26 protein-coding genes are annotated in these 23,507 nt (G+C 37.0%); 19 read left to right on the forward strand and 7 right to left on the reverse strand.

All coding sequences use genetic code 11. The annotated features are described in order from the left end of the window. Positions 1 to 92 precede the first annotated feature (92 nt). A complete protein-coding gene (locus tag MUA90_RS04980; RefSeq protein WP_262588562.1) occupies positions 93 to 1,388 on the reverse strand; it encodes an aminotransferase class I/II-fold pyridoxal phosphate-dependent enzyme in 1,296 nt (431 codons plus the stop codon). Positions 1,389 to 1,582: 194 nt separating this feature from the next. Here MUA90_RS04980 and MUA90_RS04985 point away from each other — a divergent pair, with 194 nt between their 5' ends. The 6 genes from MUA90_RS04985 (at position 1,583) to pmtD (ending at position 5,503) form a co-directional block, all read left to right on the forward strand. Beyond that, entirely contained in the window at positions 1,583 to 1,771 is a 189-nt protein-coding gene (locus tag MUA90_RS04985) for an SE1626 family protein (protein WP_262588563.1), read from the forward strand. A gap of 161 nt (positions 1,772 to 1,932) precedes the next feature. Further along, complete coding sequence (gene pmtR, locus MUA90_RS04990) at positions 1,933 to 2,313, forward strand: PSM export ABC transporter transcriptional regulator PmtR (RefSeq protein ID WP_002481711.1); 381 nt, start codon at positions 1,933 to 1,935, stop codon at positions 2,311 to 2,313. Continuing rightward, entirely contained in the window at positions 2,310 to 3,200 is an 891-nt protein-coding gene (pmtA, locus tag MUA90_RS04995) for a phenol-soluble modulin export ABC transporter ATP-binding protein PmtA (protein WP_262588564.1), read from the forward strand. Before pmtR ends, pmtA begins: the two co-directional genes overlap by 4 nt. Continuing rightward, positions 3,197 to 3,877, forward strand: coding sequence for a phenol-soluble modulin export ABC transporter permease subunit PmtB (gene pmtB, locus MUA90_RS05000; RefSeq protein ID WP_262588565.1), 681 nt, complete (start codon positions 3,197 to 3,199; stop codon positions 3,875 to 3,877). Before pmtA ends, pmtB begins: the two co-directional genes overlap by 4 nt. 13 nt (positions 3,878 to 3,890) lie before the next feature. Further along, positions 3,891 to 4,778, forward strand: coding sequence for a phenol-soluble modulin export ABC transporter ATP-binding protein PmtC (pmtC, locus tag MUA90_RS05005; protein WP_262588566.1), 888 nt, complete (start codon positions 3,891 to 3,893; stop codon positions 4,776 to 4,778). Then, a complete protein-coding gene (gene pmtD / locus MUA90_RS05010) occupies positions 4,775 to 5,503 on the forward strand; it encodes a phenol-soluble modulin export ABC transporter permease subunit PmtD (protein ID WP_105994226.1) in 729 nt (242 codons plus the stop codon). Before pmtC ends, pmtD begins: the two co-directional genes overlap by 4 nt. Before the next feature lie 50 nt (positions 5,504 to 5,553). On the opposite strand, the gene MUA90_RS05015 is transcribed toward pmtD, so the two are convergent. Further along, on the reverse strand, positions 5,554 to 6,117 hold the full coding sequence (locus tag MUA90_RS05015) for a thioredoxin family protein (protein ID WP_114603000.1): 564 nt from the start codon (positions 6,115 to 6,117) through the stop codon (positions 5,554 to 5,556). Between the two features lie 220 nt (positions 6,118 to 6,337). Between MUA90_RS05015 and MUA90_RS05020 the strand changes: the two genes are divergently transcribed. From MUA90_RS05020 to MUA90_RS05030, 3 genes are all read left to right on the forward strand, one after another. Beyond that, entirely contained in the window at positions 6,338 to 6,823 is a 486-nt protein-coding gene (locus tag MUA90_RS05020; RefSeq protein ID WP_262588567.1) for a hypothetical protein, read from the forward strand. Positions 6,824 to 6,982: 159 nt separating this feature from the next. Further along, positions 6,983 to 7,543 carry an HAAS signaling domain-containing protein gene (locus MUA90_RS05025; RefSeq protein ID WP_114603002.1) on the forward strand — a complete coding sequence of 187 codons (561 nt, stop codon included), beginning with the start codon at positions 6,983 to 6,985 and terminating at the stop codon, positions 7,541 to 7,543. Continuing rightward, on the forward strand, positions 7,540 to 8,376 hold the full coding sequence (locus MUA90_RS05030; RefSeq protein ID WP_262588568.1) for a DUF4097 domain-containing protein: 837 nt from the start codon (positions 7,540 to 7,542) through the stop codon (positions 8,374 to 8,376). The genes MUA90_RS05025 and MUA90_RS05030 overlap by 4 nt, the downstream gene beginning before the upstream one ends. A 114-nt stretch (positions 8,377 to 8,490) precedes the next feature. On the opposite strand, the gene MUA90_RS05035 is transcribed toward MUA90_RS05030, so the two are convergent. Further along, positions 8,491 to 9,534 carry a C45 family autoproteolytic acyltransferase/hydrolase gene (locus MUA90_RS05035; RefSeq protein ID WP_262588569.1) on the reverse strand — a complete coding sequence of 348 codons (1,044 nt, stop codon included), beginning with the start codon at positions 9,532 to 9,534 and terminating at the stop codon, positions 8,491 to 8,493. 405 nt (positions 9,535 to 9,939) lie between these two features. Between MUA90_RS05035 and MUA90_RS05040 the strand changes: the two genes are divergently transcribed. Further along, complete coding sequence (locus tag MUA90_RS05040) at positions 9,940 to 10,113, forward strand: hypothetical protein (RefSeq protein ID WP_162912127.1); 174 nt, start codon at positions 9,940 to 9,942, stop codon at positions 10,111 to 10,113. Between the two features lie 48 nt (positions 10,114 to 10,161). Here the strand turns inward: MUA90_RS05040 and MUA90_RS05045 are convergent, their stop codons facing one another. Then, positions 10,162 to 10,563: a YolD-like family protein gene (locus tag MUA90_RS05045; protein ID WP_262588570.1), complete on the reverse strand. Its 402-nt coding sequence runs from the start codon at positions 10,561 to 10,563 to the stop codon at positions 10,162 to 10,164. Positions 10,564 to 10,730: 167 nt separating this feature from the next. Here MUA90_RS05045 and MUA90_RS05050 point away from each other — a divergent pair, with 167 nt between their 5' ends. Next, positions 10,731 to 11,765 (forward strand): 6-phosphogluconolactonase, encoded by a 1,035-nt coding sequence (locus tag MUA90_RS05050; RefSeq protein ID WP_262588571.1) that lies wholly within the window; start codon positions 10,731 to 10,733, stop codon positions 11,763 to 11,765. Positions 11,766 to 12,008: 243 nt separating this feature from the next. Next, positions 12,009 to 13,571, forward strand: coding sequence for an SLC13 family permease (locus tag MUA90_RS05055; protein ID WP_262588572.1), 1,563 nt, complete (start codon positions 12,009 to 12,011; stop codon positions 13,569 to 13,571). 117 nt (positions 13,572 to 13,688) lie between these two features. On the opposite strand, the gene MUA90_RS05060 is transcribed toward MUA90_RS05055, so the two are convergent. After that, positions 13,689 to 14,801, reverse strand: a complete 1,113-nt coding sequence (locus MUA90_RS05060) for a glycosyl hydrolase family 28-related protein (RefSeq protein WP_262588573.1) — start codon at positions 14,799 to 14,801, stop codon at positions 13,689 to 13,691. A 122-nt stretch (positions 14,802 to 14,923) separates the two neighbouring features. Here MUA90_RS05060 and MUA90_RS05065 point away from each other — a divergent pair, with 122 nt between their 5' ends. The 3 genes from MUA90_RS05065 (at position 14,924) to MUA90_RS05075 (ending at position 18,075) form a co-directional block, all read left to right on the forward strand. Continuing rightward, on the forward strand, positions 14,924 to 15,475 hold the full coding sequence (locus MUA90_RS05065; protein WP_262588574.1) for a cysteine hydrolase family protein: 552 nt from the start codon (positions 14,924 to 14,926) through the stop codon (positions 15,473 to 15,475). Between the two features lie 75 nt (positions 15,476 to 15,550). Then, entirely contained in the window at positions 15,551 to 16,477 is a 927-nt protein-coding gene (locus MUA90_RS05070; RefSeq protein ID WP_114603010.1) for a manganese-dependent inorganic pyrophosphatase, read from the forward strand. A gap of 221 nt (positions 16,478 to 16,698) precedes the next feature. Continuing rightward, on the forward strand, positions 16,699 to 18,075 hold the full coding sequence (locus MUA90_RS05075) for an aldehyde dehydrogenase (protein WP_262588575.1): 1,377 nt from the start codon (positions 16,699 to 16,701) through the stop codon (positions 18,073 to 18,075). 115 nt (positions 18,076 to 18,190) lie between these two features. Here the strand turns inward: MUA90_RS05075 and MUA90_RS05080 are convergent, their stop codons facing one another. Continuing rightward, positions 18,191 to 19,000 (reverse strand): prephenate dehydratase, encoded by an 810-nt coding sequence (locus tag MUA90_RS05080; RefSeq protein WP_262588576.1) that lies wholly within the window; start codon positions 18,998 to 19,000, stop codon positions 18,191 to 18,193. Between the two features lie 29 nt (positions 19,001 to 19,029). Continuing rightward, entirely contained in the window at positions 19,030 to 20,109 is a 1,080-nt protein-coding gene (locus MUA90_RS05085; protein WP_262588577.1) for a nitric oxide synthase oxygenase, read from the reverse strand. A gap of 255 nt (positions 20,110 to 20,364) precedes the next feature. Here MUA90_RS05085 and MUA90_RS05090 point away from each other — a divergent pair, with 255 nt between their 5' ends. The 4 genes from MUA90_RS05090 (at position 20,365) to MUA90_RS05105 (ending at position 23,464) form a co-directional block, all read left to right on the forward strand. Continuing rightward, complete coding sequence (locus tag MUA90_RS05090) at positions 20,365 to 21,834, forward strand: nicotinate phosphoribosyltransferase (protein WP_262588578.1); 1,470 nt, start codon at positions 20,365 to 20,367, stop codon at positions 21,832 to 21,834. Then, positions 21,827 to 22,672 (forward strand): NAD(+) synthase, encoded by an 846-nt coding sequence (gene nadE / locus MUA90_RS05095; protein ID WP_262588579.1) that lies wholly within the window; start codon positions 21,827 to 21,829, stop codon positions 22,670 to 22,672. The genes MUA90_RS05090 and nadE overlap by 8 nt, the downstream gene beginning before the upstream one ends. An 89-nt stretch (positions 22,673 to 22,761) precedes the next feature. Continuing rightward, positions 22,762 to 23,301, forward strand: coding sequence for a DUF2179 domain-containing protein (locus tag MUA90_RS05100; RefSeq protein WP_398577381.1), 540 nt, complete (start codon positions 22,762 to 22,764; stop codon positions 23,299 to 23,301). Next, positions 23,291 to 23,464 (forward strand): NETI motif-containing protein, encoded by a 174-nt coding sequence (locus MUA90_RS05105; RefSeq protein ID WP_114603016.1) that lies wholly within the window; start codon positions 23,291 to 23,293, stop codon positions 23,462 to 23,464. Before MUA90_RS05100 ends, MUA90_RS05105 begins: the two co-directional genes overlap by 11 nt. Positions 23,465 to 23,507: the final 43 nt, after the last annotated feature.

Here is a 23,507-nt window from a genome sequence, read left to right on the forward strand (position 1 = left end):
CCAATTCCCAGTTCTTTAAATTATTCACCCACCGCAAATGGTAGAGAACCTTCAATAAAGAGTAGGTGGGAAAATATTTAATCTGATGGACTTTAACCTCTTAAATCTTCAATACCTTTAGCAATAGATTCAAAGACATGAGGAGTATCTTGTTTTTCAATACAGCTGAATGCGACACGAATATCTGTTTTATTTAAAGCAATTGTGCCGATTGAGTATGCTTCAATTAAGTGTTTGCGCAATGCTTCTGCATCTACACCGCTTACTTGGATAGCCATGAAGTAACCTGAGTTGAAATCGTAAGGTCTCCAATAAGTTGCGAATTTTTCATCATAAACAACTTCTTTAGTGACTTCATAACGTTCACGCAATGTGTCGATATGGCGTTGAATATCTGCTTCAAACGCTTCTCGGTTTTCAGGCTGCAATACATATTGAACTGCACTTTGAGATGGCATAGGTCCGCTTGAAATGTTGCTGCGGATTAAGCCTTTGACTTTCGCTTCTAATACAGATTTTGTTGCTTTGTCTGTTACACCGAAAGTAATGAAACCGACACGCAAGCCCCATGCGAAGAATTCTTTTGTCGCACCGTCTAAGCGTACAGGCAAGATATTTTCAGACTCAAGTTGAGTAAGTGCTGAGAATAAAGATTGTGTGTACACATCTTCATAGAATAAACCGTAATAAGCATCATCTACGATTGTAATCACTTTTGTACCGCGATCTGCTAATTTTTTAATCGCGTCTGCAATCACTTTAACTTGATCTGCAGTAGGTGTATAACCTGTCGGGTTATTCGGGTAGTTCAATAATAAGATGACTTTATCATTTTCATAGTTTTCCAATGTTTCCACAAAGCCGTCTGTTGTATAGCGGTTATCTTTATCGAAGATGGAATAAGTTTGAATATCTGCACCATGGCGTGTATTAAAGATTAATTTATAGTTGCCCCAGTTTTGAACAGGTAATAATAATGTATCGCCAGGATTAACAAACAAATCAGCTAAGATAGATAAGCCATGTGTCAAAGCATTTGTGACAATAGGTTTTGAAATTTGTTCATCTGTTAAATCCGAGTTTTCTTTTAAAATCTTTGCTTGCCATAATTCACGCAATGTTTCTAAACCTTGCGGTGGTGCATAAGGGAAAATTTCATCTGGATCCAAATGTTGATATAGATCAAAGATAGTTTGTGAATACAGTTTTCCATTATCATCTGTAGCCATACCGATAGTTGCATTATACTTCGTTGCTTTTGCTTCTGCTGATTGAGATAAAATACCTTTAGGATAAAACATATGTTTACCTAAATCAGATAACATATCTAATATGACTGGATTGGATTGTGTAAGTTGCTCGTTTAAATCAAGCGCTAATGGATTCATAATAATTCCGCCTCACTTTTTTAAGTCTTCATACATTACTATATTATCTTGAATAGGCCTAAATAGAAAGTGGGAAAGGCAATTTTAATAAAATGATAGAAGTTTTCTAAAGTAGTGCGATAAGAAGAAGGGAAGATGAATCGATGAACAGTACACTATAATTTGTTATACTTGCTTTGTTTGGGGTGAAAACAGTGAAGCATTTAACAAAAATTTTTGTCATCATCGCAATAATTACCTTTTTAGCAGGTGTATATTTTCAAACGGCTAACGATGAAGGCGCAAGCATCAAGATGTTTTTAGCGGCGATTATGTTTATGATTTGTGCATTTATCAGTCGAAATAATGATCGCAAAAAAAGAGAACAAAATCGAAAGAAGTAACTGCACAAAATGGATGTGCAGTTCTTTTTTGACCTAAAGTATATATACTCGATATACAGTTGGAGGTATTTTTGAACTTTTTTATACGAATTTAGCAGAAATAGTGGACAAAATTGTTATATCTGTGTATAGTGTGTATATACAGTTAGGGAGGAAGTTAAATGAAAATACTGCTTAAAAATAATAGTGAATATCCGATATATGAACAAATTAAGCAGCAAATCAAAGAGAACATACTCAAAGGTTATATTTCTCCCGGTGATCACCTTCCATCTATGAGAGAACTTGCGAAAGATTTACGTGTGAGTCTTATTACTACAAAGCGTGCATATGAAGATTTAGAAAAAGATGGATTTGTGACTACTATCAGGGGAAAGGGCACTTACGTTAAAGAACAAGACAATGCGATTTTAAAAGAAAAACAATTCATAGTTATTGAGGATTTAACTAAGTCATTAGTAAAGGAAGCCAAAACAATCGGCATGCCTTTAGAAGAGCTAAATGAAATCTTAGCACTTATCTATGAGGAGGAAAATGAATGATAGAAAAAGCAATCGATGTTCAGTCACTAGATTACCGCAGAAAAAATTTCGAGCTTAACAATATTTCTTTTCATGTACCTCAAGGATTTGTGACAGGTTTCATCGGAGCGAACGGTGCAGGCAAAACCACAATTATCCGATTGATTATGAATCTGCTTCACCGTCAGTCCGGCAGTATTAAGGTGTTAGGCCAACCATTAACCCAAGAAGAAAGTGCGATTAAAGCACAGATTGGTTTTATCTACTCTGAGCTATACCTCAATCAAAAATGGAAAATTGCTAAAATCGAAAAATATATTGCGCCCATGTATGATAATTGGGATTCTGAGCTGTTTCATCATTACATAGCAAAGTTTAATCTTCCGCTCAAAAAGAAAATCAAAACATTTTCTACTGGAATGAAGATGAAACTTTCTTTTGCGATTGCATTCAGCCATCACGCTAAATTGTTTATTTTAGATGAACCCACTGCTGGTTTAGATCCTAATTCTCGTAATGAAGTATTAGAGATTATTCAAGACGAACTGATTAAAGAAGATGTTTCAGTGTTCTTTTCAACACATATTATTTCAGATATCGAAAAGATTGCAGATCATCTTGTCTATCTTAAAGACGGTGAAATCATCTTTAATGAACAAAAAGATGTATTGCTGACGGATTATCAAATCGTCAGAGGCAGCACAGAAGATTTGGATGAAGAGCTGAAAAGCTACTTTATTAATCTGAAAATCAAACAAACAGGTTTTGAAGGCTTAACTACAGAAGCGAACGCCTTCAAGGAGTTATTCGGCAACCGTGTTGAGATAACGCAGCCCTCAATAGAAGAGCTGATGGTCAATATTGAACAAGCAGGCGTCAGTTTTAATGAAGCAGGTGAGTTAAGATGAAGCGATTAGTACTTAGAAATTTAAAGCTTAGAAAATATTCAATACTGCTCTATATATTATTACTCTTGCTGTCGCCGATTTTTTACTTTTTCTATAATCCGCTGTTCGGGTCGGTACTCTATGTGATTTTAACAGCATTCATCAGTTACATCACTATTATAGAGTCAGGTCAACCTTTCTTGCTGCATGCGCAACTAGGTAAAAATGAGAGTTATTATTTTTATCACAGTCTGCCGTTTAATGCGATGCAGCAGTTGAATGCACACTATCTTACAACTTTAATAATGACACTTTTTGCTGGAGCGATTCTTTCACTGTATGAAAGAGTGCCGACAGGTGTAGTGTTAGGAGACAGTCACATTACGACCCCGATGTACTTCATAGGCGTGAACTTGTTTGGTCATGCGTTGGCATTTCCAAAGTGTTCAGAAGTGAAAAAAGATTATGTCCCATTTATTTTGTATGTCATCGGAATGAATATCATACTGCCTATCATTTATGTCATAGGTATCGGTCTATTTGTGAAATTCTGGGGTGTCGGATGGGATCATCTGCCAAGTGAAGACGATTTGGTCAATATGATATCAGTCGTAATTTTTATCATTGGAATATTGAGCTTTATATTCACATACTTATATCAATTCAAGAAAATCAAACAAACAAAGCAATTGGATTAAAGGAGGCAATGCAATGAAACTGGAACAAATAACTAAAAAGTACGGAACAAACAAAGTATTAGATGCGATCGATTTTAATTTCGGTCAAAGCCGTATTGTAGGTTTAATCGGTAAAAACGGTGTTGGTAAAACAACTTTGATGAAAGTAATGAACGGTAATATTATCAATTATCAAGGAAAGGTCAATTTAGGGCCTGAAGAACGCATAGGGTATTTAATTGAACATCCTAAACTCTATGATAATAAGTCAGGACTCTATAATCTGAAAATCTTTGCGCAAGTCCTAGGTAAAGGTTATGACAAAGCTTATGCTCAAAGCATTATTGATGCTTTTGGTATGTCGCCTTACATTAAAAAGAAAGTGAAGAAGTATTCAATGGGGATGAAGCAGAAACTAGCGATTGCAGTATCTCTGATGAATAAACCGAAATACTTAATATTAGATGAACCGACAAACGGAATGGATCCAGACGGCTCTATCGATGTATTAGAAACAATCCAAAGATTAGTGAAAGAGCTGGACATGAAGATCTTGATTTCGAGTCATAAATTAGAAGATATCGAATTGATTTGCGACCGTGCAGTATTCTTAAGAGACGGCCATTTTGTACAAGATGTCGATATGGCACATGGTACACCGACAGATACAACAGTATTGGAACTGGGTACAGCACTTTCAGACGAACAATTCAAAGCAGTGCTGGACTATTTGACGGTGCATTACAGTATTCTTCAAAGCCATAAAGAATCTGGGGAAATTTCATTGAAATCGATTAAAGATTACCAACCTTTATTAAAAGGGCTTGCAGGTTTAGATGTCTTTCCGAAATACATTGAAACACGCAAAACGTCACTGCGTGATACGTACTTCAATATTAACCAAAGAGGTGAGAACAAGTGAATCTATTTCAATTAGTCAAACATGATATTATCAGTATTCTAAGAAGTCCATTAACTTATTTAGCATTCGTGTTAACACTGCTTCCGATTATCGGTATGACAGCGTTAGTCAATCAGCAAATGAAAAAAGTAGACGGTGATGTCATCTTAGCGATGGGAAGCTGGTTCTTCTCAATTGTAGGTTTGCTCTTTGTAATTAAAACAATTACAAGAGATATCTCTCAAGGAACGATTCAACTCTACTTAAATAAAGTCAGCAGCCGTATTAAATATTTTATTGCAAAAACATTATCAATCGCATTTATCGCTGTTTTTATCACAGTAATTTTGGACGTATTAGTATTAATTATCCAAGCCGTAACAAAAGGACCGGATGTGAAAGATGAGAAGCTGATTGAGATCTTATGGTTCTACTTGGTGTTCTTATTGTTCTTTGGATTATTGCTTTTCTTAGTCGCATTAATTGTGCCGAAACCAGCATTGATTTACGCTTTAGGTATTTTCTTAGTATTGATTGTACCTTTTGCGGAACCGTTCTTGCCGATGATTCCTAAAATCGGCGATGACATTCAAAAATCATTGAAGTATATTCCATTCAGTTACCTGACAAGCAAGACGACATCAGGGAAATATACTTTCAGCAACTGGCAATGGTTCATTTCAGCAGCTTCCATCGTTATTTTCTTTATAGCGAATACATTCTATATCTCTAAAAAAGATATTTAGTCAAAAAAGAGCCGGAATGTTAGACACTTGTCTAGCTTCCGGCAATTCTTTTACGGGTTTAATAATTTGTCGATAATGGAATCATATACTTCTTTCCATAAGTTAGAGTCTGTTTTGAAGCGGTTGCTGATAACAACATGCGAATGTTGTACGGCTTCATCATAATCAGGTGCATCTTTTTCTGGTAATAATTTGCTTCTTGTCTTTTCCACAAAGACTTGTGCTGCTTTAGCACGCGGACCCCAAACGTTTTCTTGTTCGAACTTATCATTTAAAAAGATGAAAATCGGAATCGAACGAGATTTACCGTTTGTTAAGTAACGATCAATCAAATCTGTATCTTGATCTCTATGGAAGACATGAACTTCTAGATTAAGCAATTCGCTGATATGCTTGAGAATTGCAACGTTCATCATGGCATCCCCACACCAGTCTTCAGAAATCACAAGCACTTTATCATAATTTTTCTGCTTAATCTGATCAATGCGTGTATCATTTTCAGGCACTTTAAAATCTTCATAGATTTTAAGCAAGCCTTCTTTATTCTCTTTCATTTGTGAGATGTAAGTATCTAGATCTTGGCTGTCTTTATAATATGTTTCTAATTTTGCCATCGATATAACCCCCTTCGCTTATTGATAACATTATAGCAACATTTGATTCAGATTTAAAAGAAAATGTTGTGAAAATTCAAAACAATATATATTATTGTAAATGTTGTTCATAACTTTTGTATTTATCGTATTATATAAGTTGAATAGCACAGTGCAATTGCTAAAAAAAGTAGTATGATTAAAAAGAGACAATACAGAATATCAACGACATCAAAGAGGAGTGATTCTTTTGAAGTATAAATTGGTTGCTTTCACAGTATTTTCAATATTGAGTGTAATAACTTTATTGATTTCAGGGTATATAAGTAGTACAAAATCCGTCGATTTGTCGGAAATTACCATTAATGATATGAAGCCTAACCAAACATTCAATCCATCTGGTTTTAAAGAAAACCGCAATATTCAACTCGAACGTTATCGATTCTACTATAATGAAAAACATCCTGATTTCATTGTTAAAGTGAATAAACATAAAAAAGCTATTTCAGGCATGGCAGTCATTAAAGACAGCAGTATTAAAACGAATATGGATTTTCAAGTCGGCGCGTCAGTTGATGATGCGATACAAGCATTAGGCAACGGCTATCAATTGACTGAAGGCAAAAATGGTTATAAAACATTGAACTATGTAGATAAAACACATCATCTCAAACTCAAAATTTTATACCAAAATGATGAAATCAGACGAATTGAATATTTTAAATAATTGTGATGTATGAGATGGCAAGCTGGAATTATAGAAAAGGGGAGCCATCTTTTTAATATTTTTACGTTGTTGTGAAACTTTCAAAAAATAGCAGATATAATTATTTTTAAAATTATATAAATTGCAGTATAATTCAAGTAGATTTCGGAGGTGACCACTGTGAACAAAATTACATTTTTAAATGATTTAGAAAGTGAACTGAGATGGTTGCCTAGACATGAACAAGATAAAATCATGTATGAGTATGAAGATATCTTTTATGAAGGTGAAAGGGAAGGCCGTTCTGAAGTTGAAATTTTAAAAGGAATGGAAAGCCCAAAGAAAATTGCTAAAGAAATATATGCACAAAAAGCAATTAAAAATGCGGAATATGCGCCGAATGCGCAAAACGTCACAAAAGCAGTACTGGCGACGCTCGGCATAGGCATCTTAACGTTAGTGATCATTTTGATTCCATTGCTGTTTGTAGTGATGTTTATGGTGATACTGCTGTTAGCCTCGCTGGTCTTGCTGCTGTCGCCTGTGATTATGCTGAGTGCTAATATCTTAAGCGGCTTTACGCATTTTATCTTCAGCGACTTTTTATTCGCTTTTGGTTATTCAGGATTAGGCATTATATTTATCGTCTTAATCTTCAAATTAGCTGAAGTGATTTATAAATTGATATTGAAGTACTTGCGTTGGAACTTGAAATTGATTAGAGGGAGCATAAATTCATGAAGAAATTATTATTAATTGGAATGATTGTATTTATAGCCTTCTTTTCGATGGGGACGTTAGTATGGTTCGTACATGATCGCAGTAATTTACCGCAAGAAAATGTTAAAAAGACATTTCATAATGAAAGTATCCGAGATATTTCTATCAGCGGTAATCGTTCAGATATAAAGATAGTCCAAGGGAATGAGCTGAAATTAAATTATAAAGGACAGCGTCCGATTAATTACTCTGAACATAATAACATTCTGAAAATATCAGAAGACAAACAAAATGATTTTGCACCGAACATCAATCCTTTTAAGAAAACTAGGCAGAAAATGATCATCGAAGTACCGAAGAAACAATTAAATGATATTAATATTTCAACTGATATCGGCAGAATCGAAATTGATAATATTCATTCAGCAACGACAACCATTTGGAACAACGTTTCAGATGTTGCTATCAAACGTTCAACTTTAGAAGATGTTGAAATGAAATCAGACAGCAGTAATTTAACTTTTGAAGACAGCAAAATTAAAAACGGTTATTTCAAAATTAATTCCGGCAGTGTTTTAGGCAAACATGCATTAGTGAAGGAGAGCGTGTTTATTTTAGGACAAGGCAGTATTACATTTGAAAAAATGGCCAATGCTTGTGACTTAAAAGCCTCTACGAAGAGAGGGAATATCACATTATCTTATGAAAAACCGCCTCAAAACACATTGTTGAAATTAAATCCTGCAGAGGGTGAAAAGATTGTTTCGAATCCGCATTTCAAAAATGATAAAGTCGGAAACGGAGAGAATGTGTTAGAGTTTTATACCAATAAGGGCAATATCAAAATTGAATAATGAACGTTCTAAGCCATAGTGGTTTTAGAATGATTGTATTAAAGTAAAAAAACGATTTTCATCAAAAGTCAGATGAAAATCGTTTTTCTTTATTCCTTTGATATATTAAGGCATTTATTCTGAGGCAAATTGAATCTCTGTATCGATTTCGCCATGCAGTTTTGTAATATCTAATTCATCGTGGTTCAACCAGCGTTCAAAATCAATACATACAGGTGTTCCATTCTCACCTAAAGCAATCCAAGCTTTCATCTGATCTGGTTCATACATAGAAGTGTGGATAGTACCTGACCAGCTGCCAAAGAGCTTGCTGTAGATATCATATTTTGGATCATTGAAGAGTTCTAACGCTTTCATTTTATCCATATGGATATCTGTTTGTTTCAAAGTACGTGCTAAACGTTCTTTGGATTCTTTAGTGTAATTGCGGTTTTCATGCGTCAGCAATTTAAAGTGGTTGGTACATGTGCGATCGTAACGGATATCTAAGCCTCTTGGTGTGACTTCGATAATGGCGTGCTGATTATTTTTATCCATGACGATATAACTAAATGAACTGCGGTGCGGAATTTCTTTGAGCAGACGAATCGCTTCATCGGTATCTTTGCATAATTCTAAAATCAATCTGCCGATCATATAGCAGACAAATCCATCTTGCGGGTGTTTGCGATGCATAAAGTTGTAGCCCATAGCCAAGCCTGCTGAATTCAAGCCGTCCATTCTGCCTGTAATTCTTGAAGTAGGACCGATTTGTGCTAATCCTCCGTCATTGGGTTCATAGAGCAGATAACGGCCGTCATAGGTTGCAGGGTGGTAATCGTAGTTGCGGACTAAATAATTATCCCCAAGGAAGACCGTACACCCACTGTCTTTCTTATTAGGGGTGAAACGATAATGCGCAAAGTTGAATACAATTTGTCTCATCGGCAATTCTAATAACTCGCGCATGCCCATTAATTCCTCCCAAATTTGAGGGGCATAGAGATTGAATATATCGTGTGTTGCATTGATGTCTATATCAAAACGCGGCAGGCGTTTTTTCCATTCTTTTTCTCTGTTTTGCATCAGGCGTGTGGATTGCATCCATTTACCGGTTTCAACGCCTAAATCATAATGCGACCCTTTAAAAGTCATAATATCTGATTGTACCTTTTGCATATGAAATAACTCCTTAACGTATTCTTTTATAGTTTGTTACAATAATGTAATTTATTGTTAATAGACTTCAGAAATCAATCCGTATTATAATATATTTGTAGAGAAAAACCTGTTAATACGGTTTAAAAATGTCACTTGAAACGCAGAAATTTTACGTTTAGAGGTGATAGTGATGGTTCAAGATTATTATAGCAAAGCATGTGCTGCTGTATACAGATGGTGGAGGGGCGCTTGAATAATCTTACATTTCCAAGGGTTAACCATTTAGTGTTAGCCCTTTTTTTAGTATAATAGAACTTGTATATGCTTGAACATTTTTATTATAGGGTATATGTTTTAATGACCAATTTAAGTATGCTATCATAAGAGCATGCAGGCGATTATTTTTATAGAGGTGAAATCAAAATGTTAGACTTTATTAAAGGCTTTTTTAAATTCTTCTTTAGTTTAGCACTCATCGTTTCAGTAGTAGTTGGCGTGGGTGTAGCCGTATTCGCTTTCATTTTCAAAAAAGATTTTGAAGATATCGAAAGAAGAACAAAAGAAATTGTTGCTGATATTGAATCAGGCAATAATTAATGATGATGAACTAAAACACTTGCTGGGTGATAATCCAGCAAGTGTTTTTTAGGTTCGGCATAATGTAATTTGAACGATATCCAACAAAGAAAGCTGGATGTGCTGCTGTTTTAAAGTACTGCCGATGAGCAGCTGATTCAAGTAATCAATTTTTTTCGGTACCATTTCTAAAGTGCGGATCCAACCGTCTCTGAAATAACGTATTTTAATTGCACATTGTTCTTGAAAGGCAATATGAATCTGCTGATTCAATTCATTGATTTGATCCTCGGATAATATAGGACGTTCAATTTTAGTTTGGTCTACCGCATACTGATGCAATCGTTCGAATTGTTCGGGCAAGGTCGCAAAAGGGGCCCATTTTACCATGCCTCTGCCTACTGGAATATTAGAATCTAATTGGCTTCTTGGAATTTTACGATAATCTGTTTCCGTATTTTGTGCTTTCATCAAAAATCACCTGCTTAAGTAGAAGTTGATAATTCTATTATACGAACACTTGTTCGTATTTTCAAGTTAAAGTTATATTGCTCGAATAATCACATTATTTAGACTGTAGTATTATCATTTTTATTTAGAATTCCGTACAATAGTAGGTAATACGAGGAGGTAATAATATGACGAAATCAGGTTATATTGGATCTTACACTAAGAAAGATGGTAAAGGAATTTATCGTTTTGTTTTAGATGAAGCAAATGAAAAAGTATCAGAAGTTTCAACAGCTTATGAGATTGAAGCATCAACATTTATTACACGCCGCAATCAATTCTTATATGCAATTACAAAAGAAGGCGAACGCTGCGGTGTTGCGAGTTTCAGAGTAGAAAACGACGGTACATTGACACTATTGAACAAATGCTTGGATTCAGTAGAAGGTACAGGATGTTATATTTCAGTATCTAATGACGGCGGCTATTTGTTTGAAGCGGTTTATGGTGCAGGGATTATTCGTTTATATGAATTAGATGCATCGACAGGTGAAGTAGTACGCTTAATCGAAGAGTTGAAACATAAGTATCCAGTCGGCCCGCATGAACGCCAAGACCACGCACATGTACACTATGCACAAGAAACACCAGATGGTAAATTTGTAGCAGCATGCGACTTAGGTACAGATAGAATCGTCGCTTACAAATATGATGAAAATGGTTACGAGGTTGCTGCTGTTTCTGAATTTACTGCAGGATACGGACCGCGTCATATTGCATTTCACGGCAACGGCAAGTATGCGTATGTAGTGCATGAACTTTCAAATAAAGTGAGTGTCGCAAAATATGTGAACGGTCATTTCGAAGTAGTTAAAGATTATACTACCATCCCTGAAGACTTTGAAGGGGATACAAAATTAGCAGCAGTACATTTATCACATGACCAACGTTTCTTATATGTTTCGAACCGCGGCCATGACAGTATCGCTGTATATGAAGTAACAGATGATGGGGATGACTTGATTCCGGTTGAGATTGTTAAAACAGGCGGAGAATTCCCAAGAGATTTCAATATTTCAGATGATGATCAATTCATCGTATGTGCACATCAAGAAGGTAGTTCTCCAGTCACAGTGCTTAAACGTGATAAAGCAACAGGCCGTTTAACATTAACAGATGATCAGCAACAAGCTGCAGAAGGTGTTTGTGTCATTTTCGACTAATCCGCCATCAATATATTCAACCAGTCCTTTAACGGGGCTGGTTTTAATTTTGCCAAAATATAAGAAAATATTATCAAGAAAATTGGAAATATTTATGTAAACGTTTGCAAATTCTGGTTAGATATACGGAAAAATGTGATAAAATTAAAAACAAACATGTTCAGGGGTACTTTAAATTTATATGCAACTTAAATTGTATTTTAGTTTAAGGTTAAACATGTTGAAAACAAGGGGGGGATTGTTATGCATCAACAACATAACAGTGATTATCACATTCCAGGACGTCTGACATTCTTTTCAAAGCAGAAAAAGAATAAGCCGTATAATAAAGGCCAGATGATTGGATTGATTTTGGGACCATTATTATTTGCGTTGATTTTAATGTTTGTACATCCAGAAGGCTTGCCGTATCAAGGGGTATTCGTTTTAGCAAGTACCGCATGGATTGCAGTATGGTGGATCACAGAAGCGATTCCGATTCCGGCAACCAGTTTAATGCCGCTGGTATTAATGCCGATAGGGCATGTAATGGATCCGGCAGAAGTTACTTCTGAATACGGAAACGATATTATTTTCTTATTCCTGGGCGGATTCATTCTTGCGATTGCGATGGAACGTTGGAACTTACATACACGCGTTGCTTTAATTATTATTAATAGTATCGGTACAAGTACAGGCAAGATATTATTAGGCTTTATGCTCGCAACCGGCGGTTTATCAATGTTCGTCTCAAATACAGCGGCGGTCATGATTATGATACCTATCGGTTTAGCGATTATTTCAGAAGCTAAAGCCTTAAATGATGGGGAACGCAGTCAAAATAACTTGTCAAAATTCGAGAAATCATTGGTGCTCGCAATCGGTTATGCAGGTACTATCGGTGGTATGGGTACTTTAATCGGAACTCCGCCGCTGATTATATTAAAAGGCCAATATAATAGTGCCTTCGGCGAAGAAATCAGTTTTGCGAAGTGGATGATTATCGGTATACCGACGGTCATTATCTTATTATTCTTAGCTTGGATTTATTTAAGATTCATTGCCTTTAAACAAGATATGAAGCACCTTCCAGGCGGAGATGATTTAATCAAGACAAAATTAAAAGAGTTAGGCAAAATCAGCTATGAAGAAAAAGTAGTCTTTGCTGTCTTTGCGTTAGCCAGTATCTTATGGATTGTACGCGAATTTCTATTGAAACAATGGGGACCGACTTCGTTAGTAGAAGATGGGACAATCGCCATGTTCGTTTCTATTTTACTGTTTATTATTCCGACAAAAAATAACACAAAGCATAAACGAATCATTGATTGGGAAGTCGCCAAAGACTTGCCATGGGGCGTATTAATTCTCTTCGGAGGCGGTTTAGCGTTAGCCAAAGGCATTTCAGAAAGCGGCTTAGCAAAATGGCTGGGCGGACAATTAACTGCTTTAAACGGTGTCAGTCCATTGCTTATCGTTATCGTGATTACGATGTTCGTACTCTTCTTAACTGAAGTAACTTCAAACACAGCTACAGCAACTATGATTCTGCCTATTCTTGCGACATTATCTGTGGCAATCGGTGTACATCCGCTATTACTTATGGTACCCGCTGCGATGGCCGCAAACTGTGCTTATATGATGCCGGTCGGCACACCGCCGAATGCCATTGTCTTCGGTACAGGCTTGATTTCCATCAAGAAAATGGCAAGTGTCGGTTTCTGGGTCAACTTAATTAGTGCCATTCTAATCATCTTAGTAGTTTACTTCTTAATGCCGTTAGCATTAGGCATCGATGTCAGCCAACCACTTAAACCATTGAAATAATAGAAAATGCATTGATACAAAATGCATCAATCAAAAATAGACATATAAGTTAAATGAAAAAAGTCAGCCTTAATTACGTAGGGCTGACTTTTGTATGCTTTTACATATTTTCAATCTTTAAGATTTAATGAGTAACTGCTGATGATTAACATTGTGCATTTTAATTTGAGCTTTTGTGACTTGTGGCTGGTTGAAGTAAAGGCCGTTTATATCATTTAAAGTAAATGTATGTGTTGCGTCCAAATGATTTTCAGTAATGAAAACATCTTGATGCTGCGTATTGAAATAGCCGCGAATGTTAATGGCATCTTTTGTCATTGTGCCTTCGAAGCGGTTGTTGATGATATTTAAATCACGTCCGCCTTGAGCAGCAATACGTTGTCCGGTTTGCACATCAGCAGTATGTTTATCGTCTTTAGTACCTAAGAAGCGGATACCGCCAGCGCAATCTAAGAAATGGTTATCTACGATATATAAACCGTCTGCTTTAAAAGGTGTTAAAGCAAAATCTAAAGTTTGATGGAAAGTATTGCGATAAATAAAGACGTCTTGATAGAACTTGTTATGACGTGTCGCATGAGAGCCGACAGCACGATTCCAGCTGGTAAATCCTGGTGTATCAGAAGGGCCGAAATAACATTCTGATATCATAACATGACGCGTGATGGTACCGTCTCTTGTTCCGAATTTAGGGAAAGCACCTGGGACTTGAATATCTAATTGAATAGCTTCTGAAAAGCCGCGATCTCCATTGATATCAAGGAACCCTTCAAAACTGCATCTGGTAATAATTAAGTTGTCTACACCGCAGGCATCAATCGCATGTCCGCCGACAACATCTTTGAATCTAATATTATATAAGACAAGGTCGTGCGCATGACCTAGGCACATCGCAGTGTTGTTGTCAGGAATACGGCTGCCATTCATATCGAATGTACCGCCGATGATTGTAATGTTGCTGTTGCCGCTGTAATGATGATAAAAGCCGTTTCGGATACCGTTTTTCAATAAAGCATCTTTGCCTTGGCGTTTAAGTACAGTATCTTCATGCATAAACAGCGTAGTGCCTTCATAAATAGTTAAGGCGCGTTTAATATGGAATTCTCCTTTAGGAATGAAGATAATGCTTCCAGGATGTTTTTTGGCAAGATTCAACGCGTGTTGAAGTGCTTTAGTGTCTTTATGTTTATGTTTGCCTGTAAGTCCGAATTCAGTTGGATGGATGATCATGATTTTGACCTGCTTTCTTAAGATTCTTTTTGATTGAGTGAAAGGGTAGTCGCTCGATAATTTGTGTGAAGTAGGTTATTCTATTAATTAACAAGATATCACAAAATTGGGGGTAACGCATTATGGCCAATAAAGCCTTGATTGTTGTAGATTATTCATATGACTTTGTAGCACCGGACGGTAAATTAACATGCGGTGAACCAGGTCAAGCGATTGATGGATTTATCGCAGAAAGAATGCAAGCGTATGATAAAGAGGGGGACGCAGTCTTTGTCATGATGGACTTGCATTATGAAGATGACCCGTATCATCCAGAAAGTAAATTATTCCCGCCGCACAATATCGAAGGGACATCAGGAAGAGATTTATACGGTAAAGTAAAAGAAGTTTATGGGGACATTAAAGATCATGAACATGTCCATTATTTAGATAAACGCCGTTATGATTCATTCTTTGGTACACCTTTAGATAGTTTATTGCGCGAACGCGGCATCACTGAAATAGAAATTGTCGGTGTATGTACGGATATTTGTGTATTGCATACTGCAATTTCCGGTTATAATAAAGGGTATACGATTACTATTCCGACTAAAGGTGTTGCATCCTTTAATCAGGAAGGACATACTTTTGCGTTAGAACATTTTAAAAATGTCTTAGGTGCGAAGGTAGAATAACAGTTAAGAATCGTGATAAAATAGTATTAATTAGATATGAATTACAATAATTAACGACAAGGAGTGTCTCAGGACATGGAAAGTACTTACATTTTCGGGCATAAAAGTCCAGATACAGACGCAATCAACTCAGCATTAATCATGGCTGAATTCGAAAGATTAAATGGAAACGAATCAGCAAAAGCTTACCGTTTAGGTGAAGTAGGCGCTGAAACACAATATGCTTTAGATTATTTCAAAGCAGAAGCACCAGAATTATTATCTGATGACTTAACAGGTAAAGACGTTATTTTAGTCGACCATAACGAATTCCAGCAAAGTGCTGATTCAATCGAAGGCGCAACAATTCTTCACGTAGTGGATCACCACAGAATTGCGAACTTCCACACAGCAGGTCCATTATACTATCGTGCTGAACCGCTAGGCTGCACAGCAACAATTCTTTATAAAATGTTCAAAGAAAAAGACTTTGAAATCAAACCGCAAATTGCCGGTTTAATGTTATCTGCGATTATTTCAGACAGCTTATTATTCAAATCACCGACTTGCACAGAGCAAGATAAAAAAGCTGCAGAAGCATTAGCGAAAATCGCTGATGTCGATGCACAAGAATATGGTTTGGAAATGTTGAAAGCAGGTGCTTCAACAGTAAATAAATCTGCAGTTGAAATTATCAATGCGGATGCTAAATCATTCAATATGGGCGACTATACGGTACGTATCGGCCAAGTGAACACAGTTGACTTAAACGAAATTTTAGGCCGTCAAGCTGAATTGGAACAAGCCATTACTGAAACATTAAGCAATGCGGAATACGACATTTTCGTATTAGTTGCGACAGATATCTTAAACAGCGACTCAACAATCTTAGTGCTTGGTAAAGACAAAGATAAAATTGCCAAAGCATTTGGTGTGGAATTAGATAATAACACTGCATTCTTGCCAGGTGTTGTATCTCGTAAGAAACAAATTGTTCCGCCAATTACTAACGAATTATCATAAGGTTCTATAATATAATCGAATAACTCGAAATTTAAACTGGAATGGATTAAGATGATAGGAATGATAACGTTCATTTTTATCATCTCCCGTTTTCCAGTTTTTTTATTTTTTCTCACATATGTATAATATAAAAGGTATAGAAAATCATGATTACATTATAAATTTGCGAATCAGGGTAAATGAGTTATAAGCAGTTGAATGCGAAAGGAGTTTGAAGTGTATTGAAAACCATCGAAGAAAAATTCAATGATTGCCAAAGTTATTATCGTACACAAATCACTAAAGATATTAAATATCGCAGAAAACAGTTAAAGTCGCTTAAACGTGCAATCATTAAATATGAAAACCAAATTTTAGCTGCCTTGCATTTAGACTTAGGTAAAAATAAAGTGGAAGCTTATGCGACAGAAATCGGAATGGTGTTGAAAAGTATCAATACGGCACGCAAAGATATACATAAATGGGCGAAGACAAAACAAGTCAATACGCCGTTATATCTCTTTCCATCTAAAAGCTATATCAAAAAAGAACCGCTTGGGACAGTATTGATTATCGGACCTTTCAATTATCCGGTACAGCTCGTTTTCGAACCTTTAATCGGTGCAATCGCCGCAGGGAACACAGCTATTGTCAAACCTTCTGAACTGACACCGAATGTCGCTTCTGTCATCAGCAAAATCATAGAAGAGGCATTCGAGTCCGCTTATGTGACAACAGTAGAAGGCGGTGTAGAGGAGACGCAAAGCTTGTTGCAGCACCGTTTTGATTATATCTTCTTTACGGGCAGTGAACGCGTAGGCCGTATTGTCTATGAAGCCGCAAGCCGTCATTTAACACCTGTGACTTTAGAGCTTGGAGGCAAGTCTCCAGTGATAATTGATGAAACAGCGAATTTAAAAGTAGCGAGTGAACGTGTGGCTTTAGGCAAGTTTATCAATGCAGGCCAAACATGTGTCGCACCTGATTATGTACTCATCCATGAATCAGTTCAAGATGAATTTATCAAAGCATTGGAAGGTACAATCAATGAATTTTACGGCAAAGAGCCTGATAAGAGCCCTGATTACGGCCGTATTGTCAATGCACGTCATTTTGACAGACTTCAAGCACTGATTGATGACAATCAAGATCAAATTGTAATCGGCGGTCAAACACATGCACCTTCACGCTATATTGCGCCGACAATTATAAAAGATGTCCATGCGGATAACCCGACGATGCAAGAAGAAATTTTCGGACCGATTTTGCCGCTGTTGACCTATCAAACATTTGATGAAGCGGTAGAATTTATTCAAGCTCGAAAACGTCCGTTATCGCTGTATTTGTTCAGTGAAGATGAAAACAATACAGATCGCGTACTGAATGAACTTTCATTCGGAGGCGGTGCGATTAACGACACATTAATGCAGCTTGCGAATCCTAATCTGCCGTTTGGCGGTGTAGGTGCTTCAGGTTTCGGCAAATACCACGGCAAATATTCATTCTATACATTTACACATGAGAAATCGTATATTTATAAAACAACACGATTAGAATCTGGACTTGTATTTCCGCCATATAAAGGGAAATTCTCTTACATTAAAAACTTATTTAAATAAGGTACTGAACTGGTAGGGAACAGACAATAAAAAGAGTATAGCAATTCATCGTATGCAAAAAGCAGCAAGGCAAAGACGTGTATCAAAAGGTCTTTGCCTTGCTGCTTTGTTTGGATTAATCTTCGATTTGTTTCACAAATGAACCGATAATTTTAACTTGATAATCTAGCGTTTCAAGAATTTTAATGACTTTGTCCAGTTCAGAATCTAAAGAAGCATCTGCTTGAACGAAGAAGCGGTACATACCTAATTGTGTTTTTAACGGTCGTGATTCAATCCAAGATAAGTTGATATTGAAAATAGAAAATGTATTGAGAATATTTGCGAGCAAACCTGCTTTATCGTATTTCGGTGTAATCATCAGCATCGTGTCTGTGGCGTTGTCAGACAGCGTTAAACGATTCCCGATAACGAGGAAACGTGTCACATTGTGCGGAAAGTCCTCAATATTTTCTTCAATCGTTTCATACGTATGTGTTTCATTGATTCCCATGGGTGCGATTGCGCCTGTATGTGCGTCGATATAGTCTAAACTTTGAACAGTACTTTCAGAATAGCCGATACTGAATTGGTGCTGCTGGATAAAACGATTCGTCTGACTGATCGCAGGTGCGATAGAATAGACCGTTTGAATCTCTTCTGTTTTTGTGCCCGGCAAGGCATACAGACCAAAGTGAATGTTGAGATGGATTTCGCCGATAGCGTAAATATTTTGATGGGCTAAACCATCTGCGATGATATTGATGGTGCCTTCGATAGAATTTTCAATCGGGACAATCCCAACGCTGTCAGAGTCGTTTTGAACAGCTTGTACGACTTCGTACAAATTGGATTTCGGCTGATAATGGATTTGGTCTTCTGAAAGGTATTGTTTAGACGCTAAATAAGAGAACGTTCCCCTTGGACCTAAATAGTATAAATTCATGTGCATTTCCCCTTTGAAGCAAGGTGCAATTAATGGAAAGGACAGCCAGTACTTTCAGCTTTCTTCTTGTAGAAGAAGTTCGGTTCTTTCATCACATTTTTGTATCCATGATGATAGTTGGATACAAGCGTAGGTGATAATGAAGGTACGAGCCATGACCATTTGCCTGTGACCTCACGATTTGCTTGTGCTTCATTACGTTCGAAGTGTTCGAATTGTTTTGCGGCCGTCAGATGATCGACAATCGATGCACCGGCCTTTTTGAATGAATGGTAGACAGCATCGTTCAACTCTACCATCACACGATCTTTATTGAATGAAGTATTCTTAAGTGTATCAAATTCGAACGCTTCTGCAACTTTTTCTAACAAATTGTAGCGATACGTATCTGTAAAGTTGCGGACCGCAATCTCATTGACCATATACCAGCCGTTGAATGGAATCGTCGGATAAGTAATTCCGCCTATTTTCAAATCCATATTGGAAATAATCGGCACAGCATACCATTTAAGGCCGAGGTCTTTAAGTTTTGGATAGCTGCGGTGTTCAATCGGCACTTCAAAGACAAGGGATTCAGGCAGTTCATGCATCCTTGGATGCTGCTCGCCGGGCAGCTGATAAATCAAAGGAAGAACGTCGAAGTCTGTGCCTTTGCCTTCCCAGCCCATATGTTGTGCAAGCTGTGTCATAGTTCTTTCAGCCGGATCTCCTGCATTTTCATAACCTGCATAGCGAATCAGCTGATTATTATAAATAATCGGAGGATTATCATCTTCAGGTGCGAAGATTGTAATGTAAGATTGGATTTTGCCGTTGTTCGTTGCTTCGGCCAAATGCTTATGAATGGCATCGATAAATCCGTCGTTGTCTTTAACATCTCGTGCATCTTGTACAATCAGAGTTTCCCAAAATAAACGTCCGATACAGCGGTTGGAGTTGCGCCAAGCCATACGGGCACCGTAAGTAAGTTCTTCTGAAGTATGACGATAAGTCCCTGTTTGATTGATTTGATCTTGGATGTCATCCAAGCGTTGTTTGATTATTGTTTCGTCATAACCAAGTTCTCGATACATTGTGTGAATAAATTCAGTTGCTTTCTCTATTAACATTTTCTTCACCTCATCTTTATTATAGGAGTTATCAGGGAAAACCCCTAGTGAAGATACAACAGACTGCTTGAAGAAATATAAAAATCTGACAAAATTCTTACATTGGCGAAAAAAGTATTTACAAATATTATTTGTTAAATTCAAATTGGGGAAAACAAGAGAGTAGCTCTGCAGCATTTGACTATAATCCGTATTATATAAAAGGCTGCTAGAATGTGATAAACTAAACAAAAAAGGTTGATTGGGGAGAAAATTATGTATCAATTTAAAGATGACAGCTTAATGCTTCATAATGACTTATACCAAATTAACATGGCTGAAAGTTATTGGTATGATAACGTCCACGAAAGAAAGGCAGTCTTTGATTTGTATTTCCGCAAGATGCCATTTGACAGTGGTTACGCTGTGTTCAATGGATTACGCAGAATCATTCAATTTATCGAAAACTTCCAATTTACAGAAACGGATTTAGAATACTTAAAATCAATCGGATATCAAGATGATTTCATCAATTATTTGAAAGAATTGAGATTTACAGGCAGTATCCGTGCAATGGAAGAAGGCGAAGTCTGCTTTAATAATGAGCCGCTTCTCAGAGTGGAAGCACCACTGATTCAAGCACAGCTGATTGAAACAATTTTATTAAATATTGTGAACTTCCATACACTGATCGCGACAAAAGCCAGCTGTATTAAGCAAGTGGCTCCGAATGATATTTTAATGGAATTCGGAACAAGACGTGCTCAAGAAGAAGATGCGGCATTGTGGGGTGCACGTGCAGCCATTATCGGCGGCTTCAACTCTACAAGTAATGTCAGAGCCGGCAAGCTATTCGGCATTCCGGTATCAGGTACACATGCCCATGCATTTGTACAAACATACGGCGATGAATATGTAGCATTTAAAAAATATGCGGAACGTCATAAAGATTGCGTCTTCTTAGTCGATACTTTCCACACATTGAAATCAGGTGTGCCGAGTGCGATTAAAGTCGCAAAAGAGTTAGGAGATAAAATCAACTTCATCGGCATTCGTTTAGATTCAGGCGATATTGCTTACTTATCTAAAGAAGCACGCAAGATGTTGGATGAAGCGGGCTTTACAGACGCTAAAATCATTGCATCTAACGACTTGGATGAACAAACGATTATGAGCTTGAAAGCACAAGGTGCTAAAGTGGATTCATGGGGTATTGGTACGAAATTGATTACAGGCAACGATCAACCTGCTTTAGGTGCCGTATATAAATTAGTCGCGATCGAAGATGAAAACGGCAATTATCAAGACCGCATCAAATTATCGAATAATGCGGAAAAAGTAACGACGCCAGGCAAGAAAAATGTTTACCGTATTATAAATAAAGCAACAGGCAAAGCAGAAGGGGATTATATTACATTAGCGAATGAAGACCCTTATGCGGAACAACCGTTGAAATTGTTCCACCCTGTACACACATATAAAAGCAAAAAAATAAAATCGTTTGATGCGATTGATTTGCATAAAGATATTTATACAGAAGGTAAATTAGTCTATGACTTGCCTGATGAAAAGACAGCGCAAGATTTCTTGCAAACCAACCTTGAACATCTATGGGAAGAAAACAAACGTTTCTTAAACCCTCAAGAATATCCAGTCGACTTAAGCAAAGCTTGCTGGGAAAACAAACAGCAAAAAATCTTTGAAGTAGCAGAAGATGTGAAAGAAATGGAGGAACGACATGAGTAATGAATTGCAGGAGATAATCCTTAACGAAATGAAAGTCAAACAGTCTTTAGACAGTCAGCAAGAAGTGCATGAGATTGTGCAATTTATTAAACGCTATGTTCAAAGCCATAGTTTTATCCAATCTTTAGTGTTAGGAATTTCAGGCGGACAAGATTCGACTTTAGCAGGACGTTTATGCCAACTTGCGGTGGAAGCTTTGCGTTCAGAAGACAGATCAGTCAAATTCATCGCAGTGAAATTACCGTACGGTGTGCAAAAAGATGCGGATGAGGTTGAAGATGCATTGAACTTTATTCAACCGGATGAAACAGTGACAGTCAATATCAAACCTGCTGTAGATGAAAGTGTCAAAGCATTGAAAGAAGCGGGTATTGCATTGACTGATTTCCAGCGCGGCAATGAAAAAGCACGCGAACGTATGAAAGTGCAATTTGCGATTGCGGCTAACCAAAGCGGTATAGTTGTCGGTACAGATCATTCTGCAGAAAACATTACAGGCTTCTTTACGAAGTATGGCGATGGAGCTGCAGATATTGCGCCTTTATTCGGTTTGAATAAGCGTCAAGGCCGTCAATTATTAGAATATCTCGGTGCACCGAAACATCTTTATGAAAAAGTACCGACTGCTGATTTAGAAGATGATAAACCGCAATTGCCGGATGAAGAAGCTTTAGGTGTCACATATCAAGCCATCGATGATTATTTAGAAGGCAAACCGGTATCAGAAGCAGATCAAAAAGTAATAGAAAACCACTATTTGAAAAATGCACATAAGCGTGAATTAGCATATACACGCTACACTTGGCCGAAAGTTGAAAATGATTCAGAAAAAGAGTGACAAAATAGAACGCGACTGATAAAGTAGGCTAGATTTCAATAAGAAAAGAGGTATGTATTTTGTCAGTTATTTCGGCAAACCCTTGGTTGATGCTGTTAATTATTTTTATCATCAACGTCGCATACGTCACATGTTTAACCGTACGCACAATCTTAACGTTAAAAGGTTATCGTTATGTTGCGGCTGCGGTGAGTTTCCTTGAAGTACTCATCTATATTATCGGACTAGGTTTGGTTATGGCGAACTTAGATAAATTCCAAAATATAGTTGCTTATGCATTAGGCTTCTCAGTCGGTATTATCGTAGGTATGAAGATTGAGGAAAAACTTGCTTTAGGTTATTCAGTCGTCAATGTGACAACGGCTAATTACGAATTAGATCTCCCTACACAATTAAGAAATTTAGGCTATGGTGTAACACACTTCCCGGCATACGGCCGAGATGGTGAACGCTTAGTCATGCAAATCCTGACGCCAAGACGCTTTGAACTTAAATTGATGGATACCATCAAACAATTAGATGATAAAGCATTTGTGATTGCGTATGAAGCAAGAACATTGCATGGCGGGTTCTGGGTTAAAGGCGTTAGAAGTAAAAAATTGAAAGCGTATGATACAGATGAAATTTGAAGTAGAAGAAAACGAAACAATTCAAGAATGTCTAGAACGTATGAGAGCAGCGGGTTACATGCCCGTCAAACGCTTTGAAAAACCTGTTTATCGCGAAAATAAAGATGGCAGCATAGAAGTAGAACGCCAGCATATTCAATTTGTCGGCAAGAAAATTCAATAAACAAGCGAAAAGCCTGATTTGCACATGTAATGCAGATTGGGCT

Origin of the sequence: Staphylococcus sp. IVB6181, from assembly GCF_025561445.1 — a bacterium.
GTDB classification, from domain to species: domain Bacteria; phylum Bacillota; class Bacilli; order Staphylococcales; family Staphylococcaceae; genus Staphylococcus; species Staphylococcus simulans_B.